Source organism: Skermanella rosea (assembly GCF_016806835.2).
Lineage (GTDB): Bacteria > Pseudomonadota > Alphaproteobacteria > Azospirillales > Azospirillaceae > Skermanella > Skermanella rosea.
The window spans coordinates 1,805,918-1,824,558 of sequence record NZ_CP086111.1 but is presented as its reverse complement, the minus strand read 5'-3'; the positions used below and the strand labels follow the sequence as shown (position 1 = coordinate 1,824,558).

Annotated in this window: 19 protein-coding genes; 11 read left to right on the top strand and 8 right to left on the bottom strand. The window is 69.2% G+C overall.

Features of this window, described 5'->3' with window-relative positions:
* The first annotated feature begins 15 nt into the window (after positions 1-15).
* The 3 genes from JL101_RS08375 (at position 16) to JL101_RS08365 (ending at position 4,421) form a co-directional block, all read left to right on the top strand.
* Positions 16-2,397 (top strand): penicillin acylase family protein, encoded by a 2,382-nt coding sequence (locus tag JL101_RS08375; RefSeq protein ID WP_203099154.1) that lies wholly within the window; start codon positions 16-18, stop codon positions 2,395-2,397.
* Between the two features lie 38 nt (positions 2,398-2,435).
* Positions 2,436-3,650, top strand: coding sequence for a threonine ammonia-lyase (locus JL101_RS08370; protein ID WP_203099155.1), 1,215 nt, complete (start codon positions 2,436-2,438; stop codon positions 3,648-3,650).
* 78 nt (positions 3,651-3,728) lie between these two features.
* Positions 3,729-4,421 carry a Crp/Fnr family transcriptional regulator gene (locus tag JL101_RS08365; protein ID WP_203099157.1) on the top strand — a complete coding sequence of 231 codons (693 nt, stop codon included), beginning with the start codon at positions 3,729-3,731 and terminating at the stop codon, positions 4,419-4,421.
* On the opposite strand, the gene JL101_RS08360 is transcribed toward JL101_RS08365, so the two are convergent.
* Complete coding sequence (locus tag JL101_RS08360; RefSeq protein ID WP_203099158.1) at positions 4,396-4,602, bottom strand: DUF2934 domain-containing protein; 207 nt, start codon at positions 4,600-4,602, stop codon at positions 4,396-4,398. The genes JL101_RS08365 and JL101_RS08360 overlap by 26 nt on opposite strands.
* A gap of 78 nt (positions 4,603-4,680) precedes the next feature.
* On the bottom strand, positions 4,681-5,856 hold the full coding sequence (locus JL101_RS08355; RefSeq protein WP_203099160.1) for a hypothetical protein: 1,176 nt from the start codon (positions 5,854-5,856) through the stop codon (positions 4,681-4,683).
* Positions 5,857-6,014: 158 nt separating this feature from the next.
* Here JL101_RS08355 and JL101_RS08350 point away from each other — a divergent pair, with 158 nt between their 5' ends.
* On the top strand, positions 6,015-6,938 hold the full coding sequence (locus JL101_RS08350; RefSeq protein WP_203099162.1) for a DMT family transporter: 924 nt from the start codon (positions 6,015-6,017) through the stop codon (positions 6,936-6,938).
* Between the two features lie 60 nt (positions 6,939-6,998).
* The gene (locus JL101_RS08345; RefSeq protein ID WP_203099164.1) at positions 6,999-8,243 is read left to right on the top strand and encodes a cytochrome P450; all 1,245 of its coding nucleotides are present in this window, start codon (positions 6,999-7,001) and stop codon (positions 8,241-8,243) included.
* 27 nt (positions 8,244-8,270) lie between these two features.
* Here JL101_RS08345 and motB read toward each other — a convergent pair whose 3' ends face one another.
* Together motB and motA are read right to left on the bottom strand one after the other, a co-directional pair.
* Positions 8,271-9,218 carry a flagellar motor protein MotB gene (motB, locus tag JL101_RS08340; protein WP_203099166.1) on the bottom strand — a complete coding sequence of 316 codons (948 nt, stop codon included), beginning with the start codon at positions 9,216-9,218 and terminating at the stop codon, positions 8,271-8,273.
* 13 nt (positions 9,219-9,231) lie between these two features.
* A complete protein-coding gene (gene motA / locus JL101_RS08335; RefSeq protein WP_203099168.1) occupies positions 9,232-10,092 on the bottom strand; it encodes a flagellar motor stator protein MotA in 861 nt (286 codons plus the stop codon).
* A gap of 189 nt (positions 10,093-10,281) precedes the next feature.
* Between motA and JL101_RS08330 the strand changes: the two genes are divergently transcribed.
* The 3 genes from JL101_RS08330 (at position 10,282) to JL101_RS08320 (ending at position 11,470) form a co-directional block, all read left to right on the top strand.
* Positions 10,282-10,761, top strand: coding sequence for a flavin reductase family protein (locus tag JL101_RS08330; protein WP_203099170.1), 480 nt, complete (start codon positions 10,282-10,284; stop codon positions 10,759-10,761).
* A 107-nt stretch (positions 10,762-10,868) separates the two neighbouring features.
* Positions 10,869-11,117: a type II toxin-antitoxin system CcdA family antitoxin gene (locus tag JL101_RS08325; RefSeq protein ID WP_203099172.1), complete on the top strand. Its 249-nt coding sequence runs from the start codon at positions 10,869-10,871 to the stop codon at positions 11,115-11,117.
* Positions 11,114-11,470 carry a type II toxin-antitoxin system PemK/MazF family toxin gene (locus JL101_RS08320; RefSeq protein ID WP_203099177.1) on the top strand — a complete coding sequence of 119 codons (357 nt, stop codon included), beginning with the start codon at positions 11,114-11,116 and terminating at the stop codon, positions 11,468-11,470. The genes JL101_RS08325 and JL101_RS08320 overlap by 4 nt, the downstream gene beginning before the upstream one ends.
* 242 nt (positions 11,471-11,712) lie before the next feature.
* On the opposite strand, the gene JL101_RS08315 is transcribed toward JL101_RS08320, so the two are convergent.
* Together JL101_RS08315 and JL101_RS08310 are read right to left on the bottom strand one after the other, a co-directional pair.
* Entirely contained in the window at positions 11,713-12,240 is a 528-nt protein-coding gene (locus JL101_RS08315; RefSeq protein WP_203099178.1) for a hypothetical protein, read from the bottom strand.
* Positions 12,241-12,275: 35 nt separating this feature from the next.
* Entirely contained in the window at positions 12,276-12,512 is a 237-nt protein-coding gene (locus tag JL101_RS08310) for a hypothetical protein (protein WP_203099179.1), read from the bottom strand.
* Positions 12,513-13,214: 702 nt separating this feature from the next.
* Here JL101_RS08310 and JL101_RS08305 point away from each other — a divergent pair.
* On the top strand, positions 13,215-13,856 hold the full coding sequence (locus JL101_RS08305; RefSeq protein ID WP_203099180.1) for a terminase small subunit: 642 nt from the start codon (positions 13,215-13,217) through the stop codon (positions 13,854-13,856).
* A 427-nt stretch (positions 13,857-14,283) separates the two neighbouring features.
* Here the strand turns inward: JL101_RS08305 and preA are convergent, their stop codons facing one another.
* Both preA and JL101_RS08295 read right to left on the bottom strand, forming a co-directional pair.
* Positions 14,284-15,561 (bottom strand): NAD-dependent dihydropyrimidine dehydrogenase subunit PreA, encoded by a 1,278-nt coding sequence (gene preA / locus JL101_RS08300; protein WP_203099181.1) that lies wholly within the window; start codon positions 15,559-15,561, stop codon positions 14,284-14,286.
* Positions 15,562-15,621: 60 nt separating this feature from the next.
* Positions 15,622-16,989 (bottom strand): NAD(P)-dependent oxidoreductase, encoded by a 1,368-nt coding sequence (locus JL101_RS08295; RefSeq protein WP_203099182.1) that lies wholly within the window; start codon positions 16,987-16,989, stop codon positions 15,622-15,624.
* A gap of 195 nt (positions 16,990-17,184) precedes the next feature.
* On the opposite strand from JL101_RS08295, the gene JL101_RS08290 reads away from it, so the two are divergent.
* Positions 17,185-17,874: a TetR/AcrR family transcriptional regulator gene (locus JL101_RS08290; protein ID WP_228435354.1), complete on the top strand. Its 690-nt coding sequence runs from the start codon at positions 17,185-17,187 to the stop codon at positions 17,872-17,874.
* Positions 17,871-18,638, top strand: coding sequence for a DeoR/GlpR family DNA-binding transcription regulator (locus JL101_RS08285; RefSeq protein ID WP_203099183.1), 768 nt, complete (start codon positions 17,871-17,873; stop codon positions 18,636-18,638). The genes JL101_RS08290 and JL101_RS08285 overlap by 4 nt, the downstream gene beginning before the upstream one ends.
* Positions 18,639-18,641: the final 3 nt, after the last annotated feature.

The following is an 18,641-nucleotide window of genomic DNA, read 5'->3' as shown; positions in this document are numbered from 1 at the left end:
GCGGGGAAGACGGCGATGCGGCGGTTACGGCGGGCGATCCTGGCAATCCTGGCGATCGTCGTCGCCGTCCCGCTGCTCGGCGTTCCGGCGGCCTGGCTGTGGCTGCGCTCCGGCCTGCCCGACCTGGGAGGCACGATCTCCCTGCCCGGCCTCGTGTCGAAGGTGGAGATCGCGCGCGACGCCAACGCGGTCCCCCACATCTTCGCGCAGACCCAGGAGGACGCCTATTTCGCCCTGGGATACGTGCACGCCCAGGACCGGCTGTGGCAGATGGACCTGAACCGCCGGATCGGCGCCGGCCGGCTGTCCGAGCTGATCGGGGCCGGCGGCCTGCGCTACGACAAGCTGATGCGGACCCTGGGATTCTACCGCGACGCCGAGGCCAGCGTCCGAGCCCTGGCGCCGGAGGTGCGGCTGGCGCTGGAAGCCTACGCCGCCGGCGTCAACGCCTGGCTCGACGGCCGGAGCGGCCCCCTCCCGATCGAGTTCCAGGTCCTCCGCTACGAGCCGGAACCCTGGCGCCCGGCCGACAGCATCGTCTGGGGCAAGCTGATGGCGCTCCAGCTCAGCGGCAACTACACCGAGGAACTGCTGCGCGCCCGGATGATGGGGCGCCTGCCGCCCGACCGCGTCCGCGACCTGTTCCCCGACTATCCCGCTTCCGCCCCGGTCACCCTGACCGCCGGCCTGCCCGACCTGGACTTCGACCGTCTGGCCGCCGCCCTGCCGCCGCCGCTCGGCCCCGCGACCGCGTCGAACGAGTGGGTGGTCGCGGGCGGGCGGACCGGAACCGGCCTGCCGGTGCTGGCCAACGACCCGCACCTCCAACTCGGCGCCCCGATCCTGTGGTACCTGGCCCGGATCGAGGCGCCGGGCTTCTCGGTCACCGGCGCCACCGTTCCCGGCGTGCCGTTCCACGTGCTCGGCCGCAACGACCGCATCTCCTGGGGCTTCACCACCACCGGCGGCGACGTGCAGGACCTATTCGTCGAGCGGCTCGATCCCGCCGATCCTTCCCGGTACCTGACGCCCGACGGCCCCGAACCCTTCGTCCAGCGCAGCGAGACCATCCGGGTCAAGGACGCGCCGGACGAGACCTTCACCGTTCGAACCACCCGGCACGGCCCCGTGCTGTCCGACATCGAGCCGGACGCCCTCGGCGCCGCTCCCGAGGGCCACGTCATCGCCCTGGCCTTCACCGGCCTCAGCGACCGCGACACGACGCCGGAAGCGCTCTACCGCCTTGCCCGGGCACCCGACTGGGAAGGGTTCAAGGCGGCGCTCCGGCACTTTCAGGCGCCGCTCCAGAACATCGTCTACGCCGACGTGCAGGGCAACATAGGCTTCTACACCCCGGGGCTGGTCCCGATCCGCCGCAAGGGCGACGGCAGCGTGCCGGTGCCCGGCTGGACCGACGAGTACGGCTGGACCGGCGCCGTCCCGTTCGAGCGGATGCCGCACGCGTTCAACCCGGCGGCCGGGCGGATCGTCAATGCCAACAACCGCATCGTCGGCCCGGACTACCCGCATTTCCTGACCAACCGCTGGGACGACTGGTACCGCGCCGCCCGGATCGAGCAGGTCCTCGGGTCCGGCCAGCGCCACGACGTGGACGCGGCGGAAGCCCTGCTGATGGACAACGTCTCCGTCGCGGCGCAGGATCTGCTGCCGGAGATGCTGCGGATCGAACCTTCCTCGCCGCAGGCCCGGACCGCGCTCGACCTGCTGCGCGCCTGGGACGGCACCCTGACCCGCGACCGGCCCGAGCCGCTGATCTTCGAATGGTGGCTGCGCGACCTGCACCGGGCGCTCTACGCCGACGAGTTGGGCGAGCTGTTCGGCGACGTCTGGTCGTCCTCGCCCCGCCTGGTCATCCACATGCTCCGCACCGCGCGGCGCTGGTGCGACGACGTCGGCACCCCGGACCGGACGGAGAGCTGCCCCGACATCCTGGCCGCCTCGCTCGACCGGACCCTCGCGGAGCTCGCGGAACGCCATGGGGACGACCCGGCCGCGTGGCGCTGGGGCCTGGAGCACCGGGCGCCGCTCGGCCACCAGGTGCTCTCGCGGGTGCCGGTTCTCAAGGACCTGTTAGGCATCGGGATCGAGACCGACGGCGGCAACCAGACGGTCAACCGCGGCGGCAGCGCGATCCGCAACGCCGAAACCCCGTTCGCCCATATCCACGGCGCCGGCTACCGGGCGGTCTACGACATGTCCGATCCGCAGAACTCCCGCTTCATGATCGCCACGGGCCAGTCCGGCAACCCGCTGTCGCCCCATTACGGCGACCTGGTGGAACGCTGGCGCGACGGGGAGCATTTCACCATCGGCGGTTCGCTGGACGCGGTCGCGACCGACGGCCTCGGCCGCCTGACCCTGGTCCCTCCGCCCTAAGTGTCCGCCCTGATCCACCCGAACCGGAGCAGCCGTCCATGACCATCGCCCTCGACGACATCCGGCGCGCGGCGGCGATCCTGGCCGGCGAGCTTCCGGTAACGCCGACCGTCGCGGCCCGGCGCCTGTCGGAGCAGACCGGCACCCGCCTGTTCCTGAAGCTGGAAAGCCTGCACCACACCGGCTCCTTCAAGGAGCGCGGCGCCCTGGCCAAGCTGCGCAGCCTGGACGAGGCGGCGGCTCGCCAGGGCGTCATCGCCATGTCGGCCGGCAACCACGCCCAGGGCGTCGCCTATCACGCGACCCGGCTGGGCATCCCCGCCACCATCGTGATGCCGGCGCAGACGCCTTTCACCAAGGTGGAGCGGACCGAGGCATACGGCGCCCGCGTCCTGCTTCACGGCGAGACCCTGAGCGACGCCGAGGCCTTCGCCCACGACATCGCCGCGCGCGACGGCCTGACCTTCGTCCATCCCTACGACGACCCGCTGATCATCGCCGGCCAGGGCACCGTTGGGCTGGAGATGCTGGACGCCGTCCCCGACCTGGACGTGCTGGTGGTCCCGATCGGCGGCGGCGGCCTGATCGCCGGCATCGCCACGGCCGCCAAGGCGCTGAAGCCCGGCATCGAGGTGATCGGCGTCGAGGCCGAAATGTACCCCTCCATGAAGCAGACCCTGGCGGGCGAACCCGTCGCCTGCTCCGGCGCCACCATCGCGGAGGGCATCGCCGTCAAGGCGCCCGGCCAACTCACCCGGGAGATCGTCCGCGACCTGGTCGACGACATCGTCCTGGTCGGCGAGGAATGCCTGGAACGGGCGATCTACACCCTGATCACCGAGCAGAAGCTGGTGGTCGAGGGGGCCGGCGCCGCCGGCGTGGCGGCCCTGCTCGACGACCCGGCCCGGTTCAAGGGCCGGACCGTCGGCACCGTGATCTGCGGCGGCAACATCGACGCCCGCGTGCTCGCCTCGATCCTGATGCGCGGGCTGGTGCGCCAGCGCCGGGTGGTCCGGCTGCGCATCGGCCTCAGCGACGCGCCGGGCGCGCTCGCCAAGGTCGCACAGTTCCTGGGCGACGCCGGGGGCAACATCGTGGAGGTCTACCACCAGCGCCTGTTCCACAACGTCCCGGTCAAGATGGCCGATATCGACGTGGTCCTGGAAACCCGCGACCCCGCCCATGTCGACGCCATAATCGCCAAGCTGCGCGAAGCCGGTTACCCCGCCGAGCTGATGGACGACGTGTCCTGACCGAACGGCCGGCCCGAATCGCCGCGCCGTCCGTTGAAGGAGTGAAGGTTTTCCTTAGTCCGACCCGGAGGCAGCAGAATGGAAAGCCGCAACTACATCCTGAAACTCCTCTCGCCGGAAGAGGAGGCGCTGGTGCGGCCCCATCTGGAGCCCGTCAAGCTCCCGCACAAGATGACGGTCGTCCACGCCGACCAAGCGATCACCCACGTCTTCTTCATCGAGCGGGGCTGCGCCTCCCTGATCAATACCCTGCCCGACGGCGGCGCGGTCGAGGTGGGCACGATCGGGAACGAGGGAATGGTCGGCACGCCCGTCCTTCTGGAGTCCGACCGGATGCCCATGCAGTGCGACATGCAGATCCCGGGCGACGGCTGGCGGATGCCGGCGCAGGCGCTGAGGACGGCGCTCCGCCGGAGCGACACGCTCCGCGCCAAGCTCCTGCGCTTCGCCCAGGGGCACTTCAACCAGGTGGCCCAGACCGCGGCCTGCAACCGCCTCCACACCATCGACGAGCGCTGTGCCCGCTGGCTGCTGATGACCCGCGACCGGGTCGGCGACGACTTTCCGCTGACGCAGGAATATCTCGCCATCATGCTCGGCGTGCGGCGGGCCGGGGTGACGGTCACCGCGAACCTCCTGCAGAAGGCCGGCTTCATCCGCTACACGCGCGGGAACATCACGATCCTTGACCCGGCCGGGCTGGAGGAGGTCGCCTGCGACTGCTACCGGATCATCCGGGACGAGTTCAGGCGTCTCGGCCCGGAAAACTAGGGACCGCGATCGGCTCCGGATCCTCCTCGCCGGCGGCGGAGAGGGAGCCGCCCTCCTCCACCTCGATCTCCTCCTTCGCCTGCTGCCAGTGCAGGTCCCGCCGGCCCTCCGGGCGGCCCTCGCGGATCCAGATCTCGTGGGCGCGCTGCCGCACCCGTTCCTCGCGGTCGTCGGTGTCCATGGCGTCGATCCCTCCTGCCGGGCGCCTCGATCCGAATGGAACGCGGGCGCCGGCAGGAAGGATCCGCCCGCCGGACGGTCATGCCGCCTTGGGCAGTTCCAGGCGCGGGCAGATCTCGGACCGGGTGCGGTGGAAGGCGCTGTTGAAGACCGCCTCGTCCTCCAGGACATATTCCCACCAGCCGCGCTGGCGGTCCATCTCAACCTCCAGGATCGTGATCGGCGTCGCGTTGGCGGGGGGAGCCACCGGGCGGCCGGTCCGGAGCAGCTGGTTGATCAGCTCGATCTGGCCCTTCTCGCCGAGATAGCTGCCCAGGAAATTCACCTCCGTCTGCATGTCGCGCAGTTCGATCAGGCTCGACGGCGCGTCGCCCAGCCAGCGGTCCGCCAGCGGACGGCCGACCACGATGGTGTCGATCCCGTTGCCCTTGTTGGGGATCTCGCTGAGGATCAGGCCCCTGAGATAGGCGCCGTCGAGCAGGTTGCCTTCCTCGTGGAAGCCGTATTCGTAAAGGCGCAGCGCGTTGCGCACCGCTTCCTCGGTGATCGCCTCGTACTTGATCCAGGGCCGGCTGGCGCTCCCGACGCCGGGAGCGTGGCCGGTCAGGATGGCCGCGGTCCCGTTCATGAAGACGTATTCCTCGCCCTTGACGAAATCATAGGCGTTGAACATCACGCCGATGCCGTGCCCGTCGGGTCCGCCGTCGGAGTTGAACAGGGCGGCGATGTCGGAGAAGACGTCCGGGTCGAACAGGGTGTCCTGGGACACCAGCGTCCGCGCCGGCATCATCCGGTACATCTCGCGCCATACCGAGAAGTCGCGCGGGTTGGCGAGGAAATGCTTCATGGAGCGGGTCAGGTTGCCCAGCATGTCGGCCGAGAACTCCGGCACCGAGGGCCGGATGTGCTGGAACGGCCAGGTCATCAGCTTGTAGTTCAGGTTGACGTCGGTCATGTCCTTGAACGGCTGGGCCGAATTGAAATGCCGTTGCAGCATGCTATAGGGGTTCACCTCCGACCCGGGGGTCAGGCCGCGCAGGTAGGCGTAGGTGAAACGGATCTGGCCGGAGGTGCACGAGATCAGCCTGGGTTTCTTGCCGCATCGGTAAAGCGCCTCGATCACGCCGGCGCCATGGGCGTTGTTGCCGGCCAGCCCACCGAGCGCCACCGCGAAGTTTCCCTGGACCTGCCGGGGCGAAACCTCGCGGGGTCCGACGGTTTCATAGACTTTAGGAAGCTTCTTACGGTGTGGCATCGCGACCTCGTGCATATCAACGCGTGTATATATCTGTTCTGAAATATCAAATTAGACGAGCTTCGCTAAGGCGAGGTAACCTGAAGGAGATCGAAACCGCCCATGCTCCGCGTCATAATGTCGTGCCCGCCCCGGTCGTCCCGAACCGGAGCGGGCTGATGGGGGACCGTACGCCCCAGCGCCTGGCCTATGTCCTGCTGCTGTTCGCGCCGCTGCTGATGTCCAGCAACATGCTGGCGGCCCGCTGGGTGGAGGGGAGCGTCCCGCCGGTGGCCCTCGCCTTCGGGCGGTGGCTGCTGACGGCGCTCCTGCTGCTTCCCTTCACGGCGGGCGGGCTGTGGCGCCGCCGGTCGGCGGTGGCGGCGGAATGGCCGACGCTGCTGCTGCTGGGCGCGCTCGGCATGGGCGTCTGCGGGCCGCCGGTCTATCTGGCCGGGGCGACCACCACGGCGACCAACATCGGCCTGATCTACTCGACCACGCCGATCCTGATCGTGGTGTTCGGCCGGATCTTCTGGGGCGAGCGGGTATCGGTCCGGCAGGCGGCCGGCATCGCCCTGTGCCTCGGCGGGGTTCTGGCGATCGTCACGCGCGGCGACCCGACGACGCTGGCGACCCTGTCCTTCACCGCGGGCGACCTGTGGACCGTCCTGGCGACCCTGGGATGGGCGCTCTACTCGGTGCTCCTCAAGCACCGGCCGTCGCGCCTGGACCTGACGGCCAGGTTCACCGCGATCACGCTGGGCGGAGTGCTGGTGCTGGTGCCGTTCCTGGGGATCGAGGCGGCGCTGGGCGAGCGGGCGCTGTTCGACGCGCGGACGGTCGGAATCTGGGTGTTCCTGGCGCTGGTGCCGGGCCTCGGCGCCTACCTGCTCTACGGCAAGCTGGTGGCGATGGTCGGGCCGAGCCGGACCGGGCTGCTGATGTACCTGGTCCCGGTCTACATCGCCGGGCTGGCTTGGCTGCTGCTGGGCGAGCAGCCCCGGCTCCACCATGTCGCCGGGATCGCGCTGATCCTGCCGGGAATCTACCTGGGGACCGCCGCGGCCGCGCCTTCCGCCGCCAAAGCCGGCGGCAGGTGAAACGGTCGCCTCGGCGGCCGGTTGTCCAGGGCAGCCCTACCGCGAACCCATGGAGATCCGATGGCGAACATCCCCCGCGACAAGACCCCGGACAGTACGCTTTCCCTGCTGAGGGAAGGCTATCGGTTCATCCCCAACCGCTGCCGCCGACACGGGTCGGACATCTTCGGGACGCGCCTGATGCTGCGTCCGGCCGTGTGCATGAGCGGCCCGGAGGCGGCGCGGGAGTTCTACAGCCCGGGCCGGTTCACGCGGAAGCAGGCCATCCCGAAGCCGACGCTGATGCTGCTCCAGGACAAGGGCAGCGTCCAGGCGCTCGACGGCGAGGCCCACCACGACCGCAAGCGCATGTTCATGTCGCTGATGTCGCCCGACGCGGTCAGGCGGATGGGCGACGCGCTGGAACGGGCTTGGCGCGCCCGGCTGCCCGCCTGGGAGCGCATGGACAGGGTCGTGCTCCATGACGAGGTTCAGGGCGTGCTGTGCCGGGCGGCCTGCGACTGGGCGGGCGTCCCCCTGGACGACGCCGAGCTGCCGGAGCGGACGCGCGAGTTCGGCGCCATGGTGGACGGCGCCGGTGCCGTGGGCCCGCGCAACTGGCGGGGCCTGATGCTGCGCCGCCGGACGGAGAACTGGGCGCGGGACCTGATCGAGCGGGTCCGGCGCGGCGACCTGCCGGTGACCCCGGGGACCGCGCTGGAGGTCATCGCCCGCTTCCGGGGCCGGGACGGCGGACAGCTCCCGCCGGACGCGGCGGCGGTGGAACTGCTCAACATCCTGCGGCCGACGGTCGCCGTCCACCGCTTCGTCACCTTCGCGGCGCTGGCCCTCCACCAGTATCCCGAAACGCGCGGCGAGGCGGCCGGCGACGACCGGTACCTGGAGATGTTCGTCCAGGAGGTCCGGCGCTTCTACCCCTTCTTCCCGCTGGTCGGCGGCCGGGTGATGGAGCCGTTCGAGTGGCGCGGCCACCGCTTCGGCCGGAACGACTGGGTGCTGCTCGACCTCTACGGCACCAACCACGACGCCCGCACCTGGAAGGACCCCGGCAGGTTCGATCCCGAACGGTTCGTCGGCTGGGACGGCAGCCCGTTCAACTTCATCCCCCAGGGCGGCGGCGACTTCGGGCTGGACCACCGCTGCGCGGGAGAATGGATCACGATCGAGCTGATCAAGCGGGCGGTGCGGATGCTGACCACCGCGATGCGCTACGACGTGCCCGGCCAGGACCTCGACATCCCCCTGTCGCGCATGCCCACGATGCCGAACAGCGGCTTCGTGATCGCGAGCGTCAAGGCGGCCTGAAGCCCCTCCCTCCCCGCCCGCCCCGCCCTAGCGCCGGGGCGGCGGCGGCTTGGCGTCGCGCAGCAGGACGATGCTGATGCGGCGGTTGCGCGGCGACTGGGGATCGTCCTGGAACAGGTGCTCGCGGTCGGCGCGGCCGACGACGGTCTCGATCCGGCTCTCGTCGATGCCGCCGGCGATCAGGGCGCGCCGGCTGGCGTTGGCTCGGTCGGTGGACAGTTCCCAGTTGCCGTACACGTCGCCCCGGGCGAACCGGGTCCCGTCGGTATGGCCGCTGATCGACAGCTTGTTCGGCAGGCGGCCCACCGCCTGCGCCACCAGCCCCAGCAGCTGGCGGGTCGGCGTGTACATCTGGGCGCTGCCGAGCGGGAACATGGAATAGTTCGCCTGATCGACGATCTGGATGCGCAGCCCCTCCGGCGTCTGCTCGATCATCAGGCTCTCGGCGAGCTGGGCCAGCTCCGGCACGCCCTCGATCGCCTTGCGCAGGGTCTTCTCCGCCTCCTCGAACTGCCGCTGCTCGCGCCGCGCCATCTCCTCGCGCAGCGCCCGCTCCTCCAGCTGCCGGGCGCTGATCCCGGCGCGGTCGTACAGCTCCTCGGAGGTCTGGTCGGGCTCCCGGTCGGACTCTCCGGCCCGGCTGGGGGTCGGCTGGGCGACGTTGAGCGGGGCTCCGGGCGAGATCATGGCGCCGGGCACCGTAATGGTCAGCCCGCCCAGCACGCCGCCGCTGCCGCTGGTCGAGCGCGACACGCTGGCCGGGCTGAAATAGTCGGCGATGCCCTGGCGCTGCTCCGACGTGGTGACGTTGAGCAGCCAGAGCAGCAGGAAGAAGGCCATCATCGCCGTCACGAAGTCGGCATAGGCGACTTTCCAGGCGCCGCCGTGGTGGGCGTCGTGGCGGGACTTCTTCCTGCGCTTGATGATGACGACCGGCTGCTGTCCACCGGACGACTGGGAAGGGGGAGGCGCCATGGCGACCGCCCCCTCAGGCCGGCGGCAGCGCCGACGTCGCCTCTTCGACCTCGTAGAAGGTCGGGCGGACGTCGGACAGCAGCGCCTTGCGGGCGTATTCGACCGAGACGGCGGGGGCGTAGCCGTGCAGATGGGCCAGCAGCCCCGCCTTCATGCACTGGAAATATTTCGCCTCGGCCTCGTACACCGCCTTCAGCGAGCTGGCGATCGGCGCGATGAAGCCGTAGGAGATCCAGACCCCCAGGAAGGTCCCGACCAGCGCGCCGCCGATCAGCTTGCCCAGCACTTCCGGCGGCTCGGTGATGGCGCCCATGGTCTTGATCACGCCCAGCACCGCCGCGACGATGCCCAGCGCCGGCATGCCGTCGGCCATGGTCTGGATCGCGCCCGAGATCTGGGCATGCTCCTGGTGATGGGTCTCCAGCTCCTCGTCCATCAGGTTTTCCAGCTCGTGCGGATTGTCCGAGCCCAGTGACATCAGGCGCAGGTAGTCGCACAGGAAGACGACGGCGTGGTGGTCGGCGTGGAACTTGGGGAACTGCTGGAACAGCGAGCTCTCCTCGGGCTTCTCGATATGCTGCTCCAGCGCCAGCAGCCCGCGGGTCTTGGCGATCTTGAACACCTGGTACTGCAGGCTGAGCAGCTCCAGGTAGCTTTCCTTGTTGTAGCGCGACCCCTTCAGCAGGGTGACCATCGCCTTGCCGCAGCGGCCGAGCACCGTCTTCGGGTTGGAGATGATGAAGGCGCCGATCGCGGCGCCCACGATGATGACGACCTCGAACGGCTGCCACAGCACGGCGAGATGCCCACCCATGGCCGCGTAGCCGCCCAGCACGCAGGCCAGGACGGTGATGGAGCCTATGATGAACAGCATGTCGTGGAGCAGCCACCGCGTGAAGGTCAGGGAATACGACCAGCAGGGTCGTCCAGTTTCGTTAAGAAGCCCTTAGTGGCCGTGCGGGAGCAGGGTTCGCCGGGGTACATGAGGCTTGCGCGCGGTCCCCGCCTGCTATACCGAAGCACGCGACATGCACCCCGAGCCCACGGCAAAGAGTCCAGCGCGATGAGTTTCGACCGGCGGGCGTTCCGAAACGCCCTTGGATGCTTCGCCACCGGCATCACCGTGATCACCACGGCGAACGACGCCGGGGAGGCTTTCGGGCTGACCGCCAACTCCTTCAGCTCGGTGTCGCTCGACCCGCCCCTGGTCCTGTTCTGCCTGGCCCGTTCGTCCAACGCCCTGGACGCCTTCACCGCCTCCGGCCGGTTCGCCGTCAACGTGCTGGCCGAGACCCAGCGCGACCTGTCCGTCCGCTTCTCCACCGCGATCGGCGACCGCTGGGACGGCGTCGAGTGGGAAGCCTGGGAGACCGGCGCCCCCATCCTGAAAGGCTGCCTCGCCTCCCTCGACTGCACCACCGAAGCCGTCCACGACGGCGGCGACCACGTCATCCTGGTCGGCCGCGTGAAGCGCCTGTCCTCCCTGGCGGACGGCAAGCCCCTGCTCTACTACAAGGGCGACTACGCCCGCGTTGGGGAGTGAAGATAGGGCTGCCGGCGTTGCGCGCGGTCACATTCCGCCACTTGAATGTATTACACCAGCGCCATACACTCCGGGAGGACGCCATTGAAGCGCTTCGGAGGTTGTGGATGGGCTCGCCCGTATCAGTGCGCCTGGACGATGACGCCCAGGAAGTGCTCGAGGCCGCCGCCAGGGAGCGGGGCATCGGCCTTTCGACATATCTCCGCGAAATAGCCCTGAGAGAGGCCAGGAGGATCCGCAAGGAACGGATCCGGGCGGAGAGCCGGGACGTGGCCGAGTATGTGGCCGCCTCGCCCGAGGCGCAGGCTTTCTATGCCGACTGGGGCACGCCGACGGCCGAAGGTGGCAAGCGATGAGCGTGACGGCCGGCGCCATCGTGATCGCGGACTGGCGGGACGCGCTTCCCAAGGAGGCGAACAAGAAGCGGCCCGCCGTCGTGGTGGAGGACAGCGACCTGTTCGACCCGGCCTATCCAAACGTCATTCTGGTGCCGCTTACCGACGATCCGAAACTGGCCATGCCGTCCCTGTCCGTGTCCATCGCTCCGACGCCGGAGAATGGGTGCGCCAAGGTTTCCTGGGCTATCGCCCACCATGTCACCGCGACGTCGAAGCGGCGGATACAAACGACCGCATCCAGGATAACCGACGCTCAACTGGCGGAAATCAGGCGGCGTATCGCCCTGTCGATCGGCTTTGACGGCGACTGATGTTTCTTCAGCGGAGCGGTTGCGGCGTAGGTCGGCCTTCGGCCGAGGCCGACCTACGGCAAACCGATCATCTGAACGCACTCAAAAAAGGGGCCAGAGTCATTTTTCAAAAATGGGGTCAGAGTGATTTCGGCCGGAAGCGCTCCGGCATTGGATCGCTCATTGCTCCAACCAAACCGCTTCCGGACCTCCAGGAATAGACCTCGCCCCGCGCCTCCCCTCGTGCTTTTCCGCCCCTCCCTTCACCTCTCCGCCCACGCCACCGTCATAAGCACCAACCTCCCGCGTACCCCCTCCCCCACACCACCCGCCTCCGGCGCGAGCGGCACGCCGGCCACGGCCAGCAGCCTCCCGGCCCGCGCATGCACTGCGCGCGCCCCCGGCGTCAGGAAACCCCTCATCGCGCGTTGGCTCCGCGCCACCCGGCGGACGAACGGGGCGACCTTGCGCGTCCGCGCCCCGTCGCGCCAATCCGTCCCGGCGAAGAACAAGGGCAGGCCGAGCAGGGCGGAGGCCACGGGCATCATGGTGTCGCAGGCCGGCGGACGCATGCCGCCGGGATCGTACACCAGCATGAAGTCCATGCACGCCGGCTCCCCGGCGTCGGGGTTCCAGAAATGCCTGCGGATCTCCGACCAGCGCGGCGGCCGGCCCTCGCGCCGGTTCTGGTTGCCGCGCCAGACGGTCAGCAGATGGTCGAGCGGCGGGTGGCCGGTCAGCCACGCGCAACAGGGATACCGGTATTCCACCGGATCGAAACGGACAACCATGGTCAAGGTCTCCAACGGCCGGGCCATGCCGGCGCCTACTGCATCCGGCCGGGCGGGTGCGCGTTGGCGGCGAGCATCGCCCTGAAGATCGCGCGGACCTGTTCCGCGCCGAGGCCGGACACCGCCATGCCGGCCGCCACCATGGCGTCGGTCGGCTCCGCTTCGGTCACGGTGATGCTGTAGTCCCTCAGGGCCTCGACGATGCCAAGGGCGGTGTCGAGCAGGCGTGAGGGGGCGTCCGCCGCCCGGTCCAGGTCGTCGTCGTGCTGCATGTCGAGTCGTGCCTCCGCCGCCGGGCTGTACGGAACAGGCCGGAATCGTGCCGGGTTCGGGCCGTGAGCGGGCGGCCGCCGGCGTTCCGTGCCGTGCGGCCCGGTCATGGTCCGGATACGGGAAAACGGTCGCGGCGGAAGCCGCCGCCGTTCAGCCGGATAGGGTCAGGCGCGGCGGTTCAGCCGGCGCGCGGGGACGGATCGGGAACGGGTGTTCCCGCCGCCGCAGCGGTCGGGACCACTGCGGCGGCGGAGAACAATGAGTGGCGCAGATACGCGCCGGTTGTGCTAAAGCTGGTCGCAGCCATCGATTTCGTTCCTTAAGCAGAGTGATCGGTGGTCAGGTCGGGCTGAGGAGTTCCAAGGCTCCTCGTCCGACCGCCCTGCGGGTGCATGGGCATGCGGACTCTGCGACGGGAGTCCGCATAAGTCAATCTTGATGAGAAGTTTAGGCGTATTCTCCGCCTCAACCGCAAGCGGCGCGGCCAACCCCGCACGGGGGCGGCAATCGGAAGGCGTCGAAGCGATCCTCCCGCTCCGGTCGAACAAATCTCCACCATCCCGCACGCGGTCCGGCGGCCGGCGTCCCGCCGCAGCGTCTTCCGCCCCGCGACACCCCCACCGTAAAGGATTGATATCCTCGACAGTCTAAGACAATATACCTACCCCCAAGCACCACCCGTCCACCCGGAGCACGCCCGCATGCCCGATACCGCCGCAGAACAGGACCTCCCCCACCGGCAGGAGGCCTTCGCCCGCCATGTCGCCTCCGGCCGCAGCCTGACGGCGGCCGCCCGGCTTTCCGGCTATGCCTGGGACAGTGCCCGCCAAGCCGGGTCGCGGCTGATGCGCGATGCCCGCGTCGCGGCGCGCGTGGCGGAGCTGATCGACGCCGAAGACACCCGCCGGCGCGAGGAGACGGACGAACTGGTCGGCGCGCTCAAGAGGGTGATGCTTGACGCCCTGGAAAAGCAGAACCACTTCGCCGTGCTGCGGGCCGTCGATCGGATCGCCCGCTTCCGCAACCTCCTGCCCACGTCCCGCGATCCCTTCGCCGTTTTCGACGCCGACGACGATGCTCCCGCGGCACCGCCCGAACCGCCACCGGAGCCGGAACCCGAACCGGCCCCGCCGCCCGAGGAAATCGACTACAACCACGAGGACAGCGAGTCCGCCGTCGCCACGGCACGCCGGATGCTGCGCTGCATGGCCTACCTGGAGGACCACCTCCCCGAGATCGCCTGCCGGCTCTCCCAAACCAGCCAGGCCCTGCGCTACTTCGACCGGAAAGGCCGGCTGCTCCCGCGCAGCCAATGGCCCGCACTTCCCGCCGCGGCGGGATGAGCCATGATGACGAATGCTGACATTCGCGGCCTTCCCCGGGGGGCGTCACCGTCGCCCCGGCGCCCTCGGCCCCTCTCCGGCACGGTGATCACCCCTCTCCCGTCATGGCCGGACTTGATCCGGCCATCGTCCGCGGGAAGCATCGATGCCTCCGTGCCTTGCGATCCGCGGGTCAAGCCCGCGGATGACGAAACGAAGGAGAAAACAGTCGCTGGACATGTTCTCAATGGTTGACCGGCAAGAACCGTGCCGGACAGCCGTGGACTTGATCCGTCCATCCACGCGCGAATCCCGCCGCTTCGCTCTACCGCGCCTACGTCATCCCGACATGACATGACCGATGATGACCTGCATTGACCCCTGCGGCGTACTCATCGGAGGGTCACCGTCGCCCCGGCACCCTCCGCCCCGCCGCCCGCCCCGCTCCCTACTCCGCCGCCTCCCGCCGCATCGGGTTGTTGGGATGGTCCTTCCAGGTAAGGAAGGGCTTGCCCTCGTCGCGCCGCTCCATGGTGATGCAGTTCTCGACCGGGCAGACATGCATGCACAGGTTACAGCCGACGCATTCCTCCTCGATCACCTCGTAGCGCCGGGCGCCCGCCGTCCGCAGGGCGCCAATCGCCTGGTGCGCGGTGTCCTCGCAGGCGATGTGGCACAAGCCGCACTTGATGCAGCTGTCCTGGTCGATGTGGGCGACGATCTTGTAGTTGAGGTTCAGGTCCTCCCAATGGACATAGTTGGGGATCGCCATGCCGGTGAAGTCCTTCACCTCCCCGAAGCCCCGGCCGTCCATCCAGTTGGCCAGCCCGTCGGCCATCTCCTCGACGATGCGGAAGCCGTGGTGCATCGCGGCGGTGCAGACCTGGACCGTGGCGGCGCCCAGGCTGATGAACTCCGCCGCGTCCCGCCAGGTGGAGACGCCGCCGATGCCGCTGATCGCCATCCCCTGGCATTCCGGGTCGCGGGCGATGTCGGCCACCATGCGCATGGCGATCGGCTTGACCGCCGGGCCGCAATAGCCGCCGTGGGTGCCCTTGCCGTCCACCGTGGGGGTCGGCGCCATCGCGTCCAGGTCCACCGACATGATGGACTGGATGGTGTTGATCAGCGACACCGCGTCGGCGCCGCCGCGCTTGGCCGCCCGGGCCGGGCCCAGGATGTTGGTGATGTTGGGCGTCAGCTTGACGATCACCGGCATCCGGCTGTGCTGCTTGCACCAGCGGGTGACCATCTCGACATATTCGGGCACCTGCCCCACCGCCGAGCCCATGCCCCGCTCCGACATGCCGTGCGGGCAGCCGAAATTCAGCTCGATGCCATCGGCCCCGGTCTCCTCGACCCGGCGCAGGATGCGCTTCCAGCTCTCCTCCTCGCAGGGGACCATCAGCGACACGACCATGGCCCGGTCGGGGAACCGCTGCTTGACCGACTTGATCTCCTGAAGGTTGACCTCCAGCGGCCGGTCGGTGATCAACTCGATGTTGTTGAACCCGGCGACGCGGGTGCCGTTGTAGCTGAAAGCGCCGTAGCGCGACGACACGTTGACGACCGGCGGGTCCTCCCCCAGCGTCTTCCACACCACGCCGCCCCAGCCCGCCTCGAAGGCGCGGACGACGTTGTATTCCTTGTCCGTCGGCGGCGCGGAGGCCAGCCAGAACGGGTTGGGCGACCGGATGCCGACGAAGTTGCTGACCAGACTTGCCATGACGCTATCTCCCCTTCCCTATACCGCCCAATTCGGTATCGCCCATTCCGATCCCGGCCGTCACGACGCGCCCAGCAGGCGGTGGATCGCTTCCGCCGCCACCTTGCCGTCCTGCACCGCCGACACGGTCAGGTCGATGCCCGGCACGCAGTCGCCGCCGGCGAACACGTTGGGAAGGGAGGTCTGCCGATCCTCGTTGACCGCGAACCGGCCGTCGGGCCGGAACTCCAGAAGCTCGGCCAGCTCGGCGTCGCCGGCCGCGGCCGGCACGAAGCACTGGCCGATCGCCTTGAACACCATGTCGGCCGGGATGCGGAACAGCTCCCCGGTGCCGGCCAGGCGTCCGGCCTCGTCCAGGACGGTGTATTCGAACTCGACCTCGCGGACATGGCCGGCCGCCCCGATCACCCGGCGCGGCTGGGCCCAGTGCTTGATCCGGACGCCGTTGGTCTGCGCCCATTCCTGCTCGGCGCCCGTCGCCGACATGCAGTCGGGGCCGCGGCGATAGACGATCGTGACATCCTCCGCCCCCAGCCGCTTCGACTGGGTCGCCGCGTCGATGGCGGTGTTGCCGCCGCCGATCACGACGATCCGGCGCCCGACCGGCAGCGCGGACTTGTCCGGCGCCTGCCGCAGGGCGGCGATGAAATCGACCGCGTTGACGACGCCGTCCAGTTCCTCGCCCTCGATCCGCAGCGCGTTGACCGCGTTGTGGCCCAGCCCCAGGAACACCGCGCCATAGCCGGCCCGGAGCTCCGCCAGGGTGACGTCGCGCCCCAGCGCCTTGCCGTGCTCGATCGTGATGCCGCCCAGCGACAGGATGAAATCCACCTCGCGCCCGGCGAAGCCGTCGGTCACCTTGTAGGCGGCGATGCCGTACTCGTTCAGGCCGCCGGGCTTCTCCCGGGCCTCGAACACGGTCACCTCGTGGCCGTGCATCGCCAGCCGGTGCGCGCAGGACAGGCCGGCCGGGCCGGCGCCGACCACGGCGACCTTGCGGCCGGTCGGCGCCGCCCGTTCGAAGGGCTGGATGCCGCGCTCGAACAGCCAGTCCGTGGCGTAGCGCTGGAGCGCGCCGATCGCGACCGGCTTGTGCTCCTGCGCGGTGCGGACGCAGGCCTGCTCGCACAGGATCTCGGTCGGGCACACCCGGGCGCACATGCCGCCCATGATGTTCTCCTCCAGGATCGTCACGGCGGAGCCCTTGACGTTGTCCCCGGCGATCTTCGCGATGAAGCTGGGGATGTCGATGCCGGTCGGGCAGGCCTCCATGCACGGCGCGTCGTAGCAGTAATAGCAGCGGGCCGCCTCGATCAGCGCCTGCTTGCGGCTCAGCGGCGGCGTGGCATCCTCGAAGTTGGCCTCGTACTCCCGCGGCGACAGCCGCCTGGGAGCGATGTCCGCCGGCACGTCCATCACGCTCGTCATCCCGCCTGCTCCTGTTCCGTTGGTCGCTTCGTTGCTTTCCGCCGGGCCTCTCCTGGTTCCGGTCCCGCTGGGCCTCTCCTGGGCTCGGGTCCGCCGGGCCGTTTGTCGGCGTCTTTGGTTGGATGCTATAAACAAATTGACCGCTTGGTCAACTTGTTTCAAAAATGGCCATTTATGGGACGGAATGATGCTCGAATGGGCGATGTGATGAATAATCCGGCTGCTTCCGGCGCCGCTCCCGCTCCGCGCGGGCGCATCCGGCGGGAGAACGAGACGCGCATCCTGGAGGCGGCCGAGCGGGTCTTCGCCGAGACCGGGCTCGCCGGGGCCACCATGGCGCAGATCGCCCAGGCGGCGGGGCTGCCCAAGGCCAACCTGCATTACTATTTCGGCACCAAGGAACAGCTCTACCAGGCGGTGCTGACCGGCATCCTGGAGCTGTGGCTGGACGCCACCGACATGATCCGGCCGGAAAGCGACCCGGCGGAGGCGATATCCGGCTATGTCCGTGCCAAGATGCGCCATTCCCGGCACCGCCCGCTGGCGTCCAAGGTGTTCGCCAACGAGCTGCTGAGCGGCGCGCCGTTCCTGACCGACTATCTGGAGATCGACTTGAGGAAGCGGGTGGAAGCCAAGTCCCGGATCATCGCGGGCTGGATCGCGGAGGGGCGGATGGCGGCGCTCGACCCCCGGCATCTCTTCTTCATGCTATGGGGCATGACCCAGACCTACGCCGACTTCGCGGTCCAGATCCGGGCGGTGATGGAGGTGGAGAGCCTGAGCGACGCGGCGTGGGAGGAGGCGACGGCCGAGGTCGTCGCGTTCGTGCTGCGCGGCTGCGGCATCGGCAGCGGCAGCGGTCCCTCGGCGGGAGAGGCCCGGTGAAGAGCGACACCCGCCAGCAGCGCATCCTCGACCTCGCCGCGCGGCAGGGCTTCGTCTCGATCGACGGGCTGTCGCGCCAGTTCGAGGTGACTCCCCAGACCATCCGGCGCGACATCAACCAGCTCTGCGAACAGGGCCTGCTGGAGCGCCACCACGGCGGCGCCGTTCCCCGCTCCACCACCCACAACGTGGATTATGTGGAGCGCAAGGCCCTGGGGTCGGAGGCCAAGCGGGCGATCGGCCGGCTGGTATCGCGCCACGTGCCGGAAGGCGTCTCGCTGTTCATCAATATCGGCACCACGACGGAGGCGGTCGCCCAGGAACTGGTCGGCCACAAGAACCTCAGCGTCATCACCAACAACCTGAACGTCGCGGCCTTCCTGGCGGCCGGCACCGACCTGGACGTGCTGGTGGCCGGCGGGCTGGTGCGCAACCGCGACGGCGGCATCATCGGCGAGGCGACGATCGACTTCATCAACCAGTTCAAGGTCGATATCGGCATCATCGGGATCAGCGGCATCGACCTGGACGGCACCCTGCTCGACTTCGACTACCGCGAGGTCAGGGTCGCCCAGGCGATCATCCGCAACGCCCGCACCGTCTTCCTCTGCGCGGACCACAGCAAGTTCGGCCGCAACGCCATGGTGCGGCTGGGCCATATCGGCGAGGTCTCGGCCCTGTTCACCGACCGCGCGCCCCCCGCCCCGCTGGCCGACGTGCTGGCGGCCCACGACGTGGAGGTGCATATCGCGGCGGGGGACTGAGTC

Coding starts and splice junctions, on each gene's coding strand:
- motB (WP_203099166.1), bottom strand. CDS start 9,218: ATGGCGCCTCCCCCTTCCCAGTCGTCCGGTGGACAGCAGCCGGTCGTC.
- JL101_RS08295 (WP_203099182.1), bottom strand. CDS start 16,989: ATGACGAGCGTGATGGACGTGCCGGCGGACATCGCTCCCAGGCGGCTG.
- JL101_RS08325 (WP_203099172.1), top strand. CDS start 10,869: ATGGGCTCGCCCGTATCAGTGCGCCTGGACGATGACGCCCAGGAAGTG.
- JL101_RS08310 (WP_203099179.1), bottom strand. CDS start 12,512: ATGCAGCACGACGACGACCTGGACCGGGCGGCGGACGCCCCCTCACGC.
- JL101_RS08370 (WP_203099155.1), top strand. CDS start 2,436: ATGACCATCGCCCTCGACGACATCCGGCGCGCGGCGGCGATCCTGGCC.
- JL101_RS08355 (WP_203099160.1), bottom strand. CDS start 5,856: ATGCCACACCGTAAGAAGCTTCCTAAAGTCTATGAAACCGTCGGACCC.
- JL101_RS08290 (WP_228435354.1), top strand. CDS start 17,185: ATGGGCGATGTGATGAATAATCCGGCTGCTTCCGGCGCCGCTCCCGCT.
- preA (WP_203099181.1), bottom strand. CDS start 15,561: ATGGCAAGTCTGGTCAGCAACTTCGTCGGCATCCGGTCGCCCAACCCG.
- JL101_RS08360 (WP_203099158.1), bottom strand. CDS start 4,602: ATGGACACCGACGACCGCGAGGAACGGGTGCGGCAGCGCGCCCACGAG.
- JL101_RS08345 (WP_203099164.1), top strand. CDS start 6,999: ATGGCGAACATCCCCCGCGACAAGACCCCGGACAGTACGCTTTCCCTG.
- JL101_RS08330 (WP_203099170.1), top strand. CDS start 10,282: ATGAGTTTCGACCGGCGGGCGTTCCGAAACGCCCTTGGATGCTTCGCC.
- JL101_RS08375 (WP_203099154.1), top strand. CDS start 16: ATGCGGCGGTTACGGCGGGCGATCCTGGCAATCCTGGCGATCGTCGTC.
- JL101_RS08320 (WP_203099177.1), top strand. CDS start 11,114: ATGAGCGTGACGGCCGGCGCCATCGTGATCGCGGACTGGCGGGACGCG.
- JL101_RS08350 (WP_203099162.1), top strand. CDS start 6,015: ATGGGGGACCGTACGCCCCAGCGCCTGGCCTATGTCCTGCTGCTGTTC.
- JL101_RS08365 (WP_203099157.1), top strand. CDS start 3,729: ATGGAAAGCCGCAACTACATCCTGAAACTCCTCTCGCCGGAAGAGGAG.
- motA (WP_203099168.1), bottom strand. CDS start 10,092: ATGCTGTTCATCATAGGCTCCATCACCGTCCTGGCCTGCGTGCTGGGC.
- JL101_RS08315 (WP_203099178.1), bottom strand. CDS start 12,240: ATGGTTGTCCGTTTCGATCCGGTGGAATACCGGTATCCCTGTTGCGCG.
- JL101_RS08305 (WP_203099180.1), top strand. CDS start 13,215: ATGCCCGATACCGCCGCAGAACAGGACCTCCCCCACCGGCAGGAGGCC.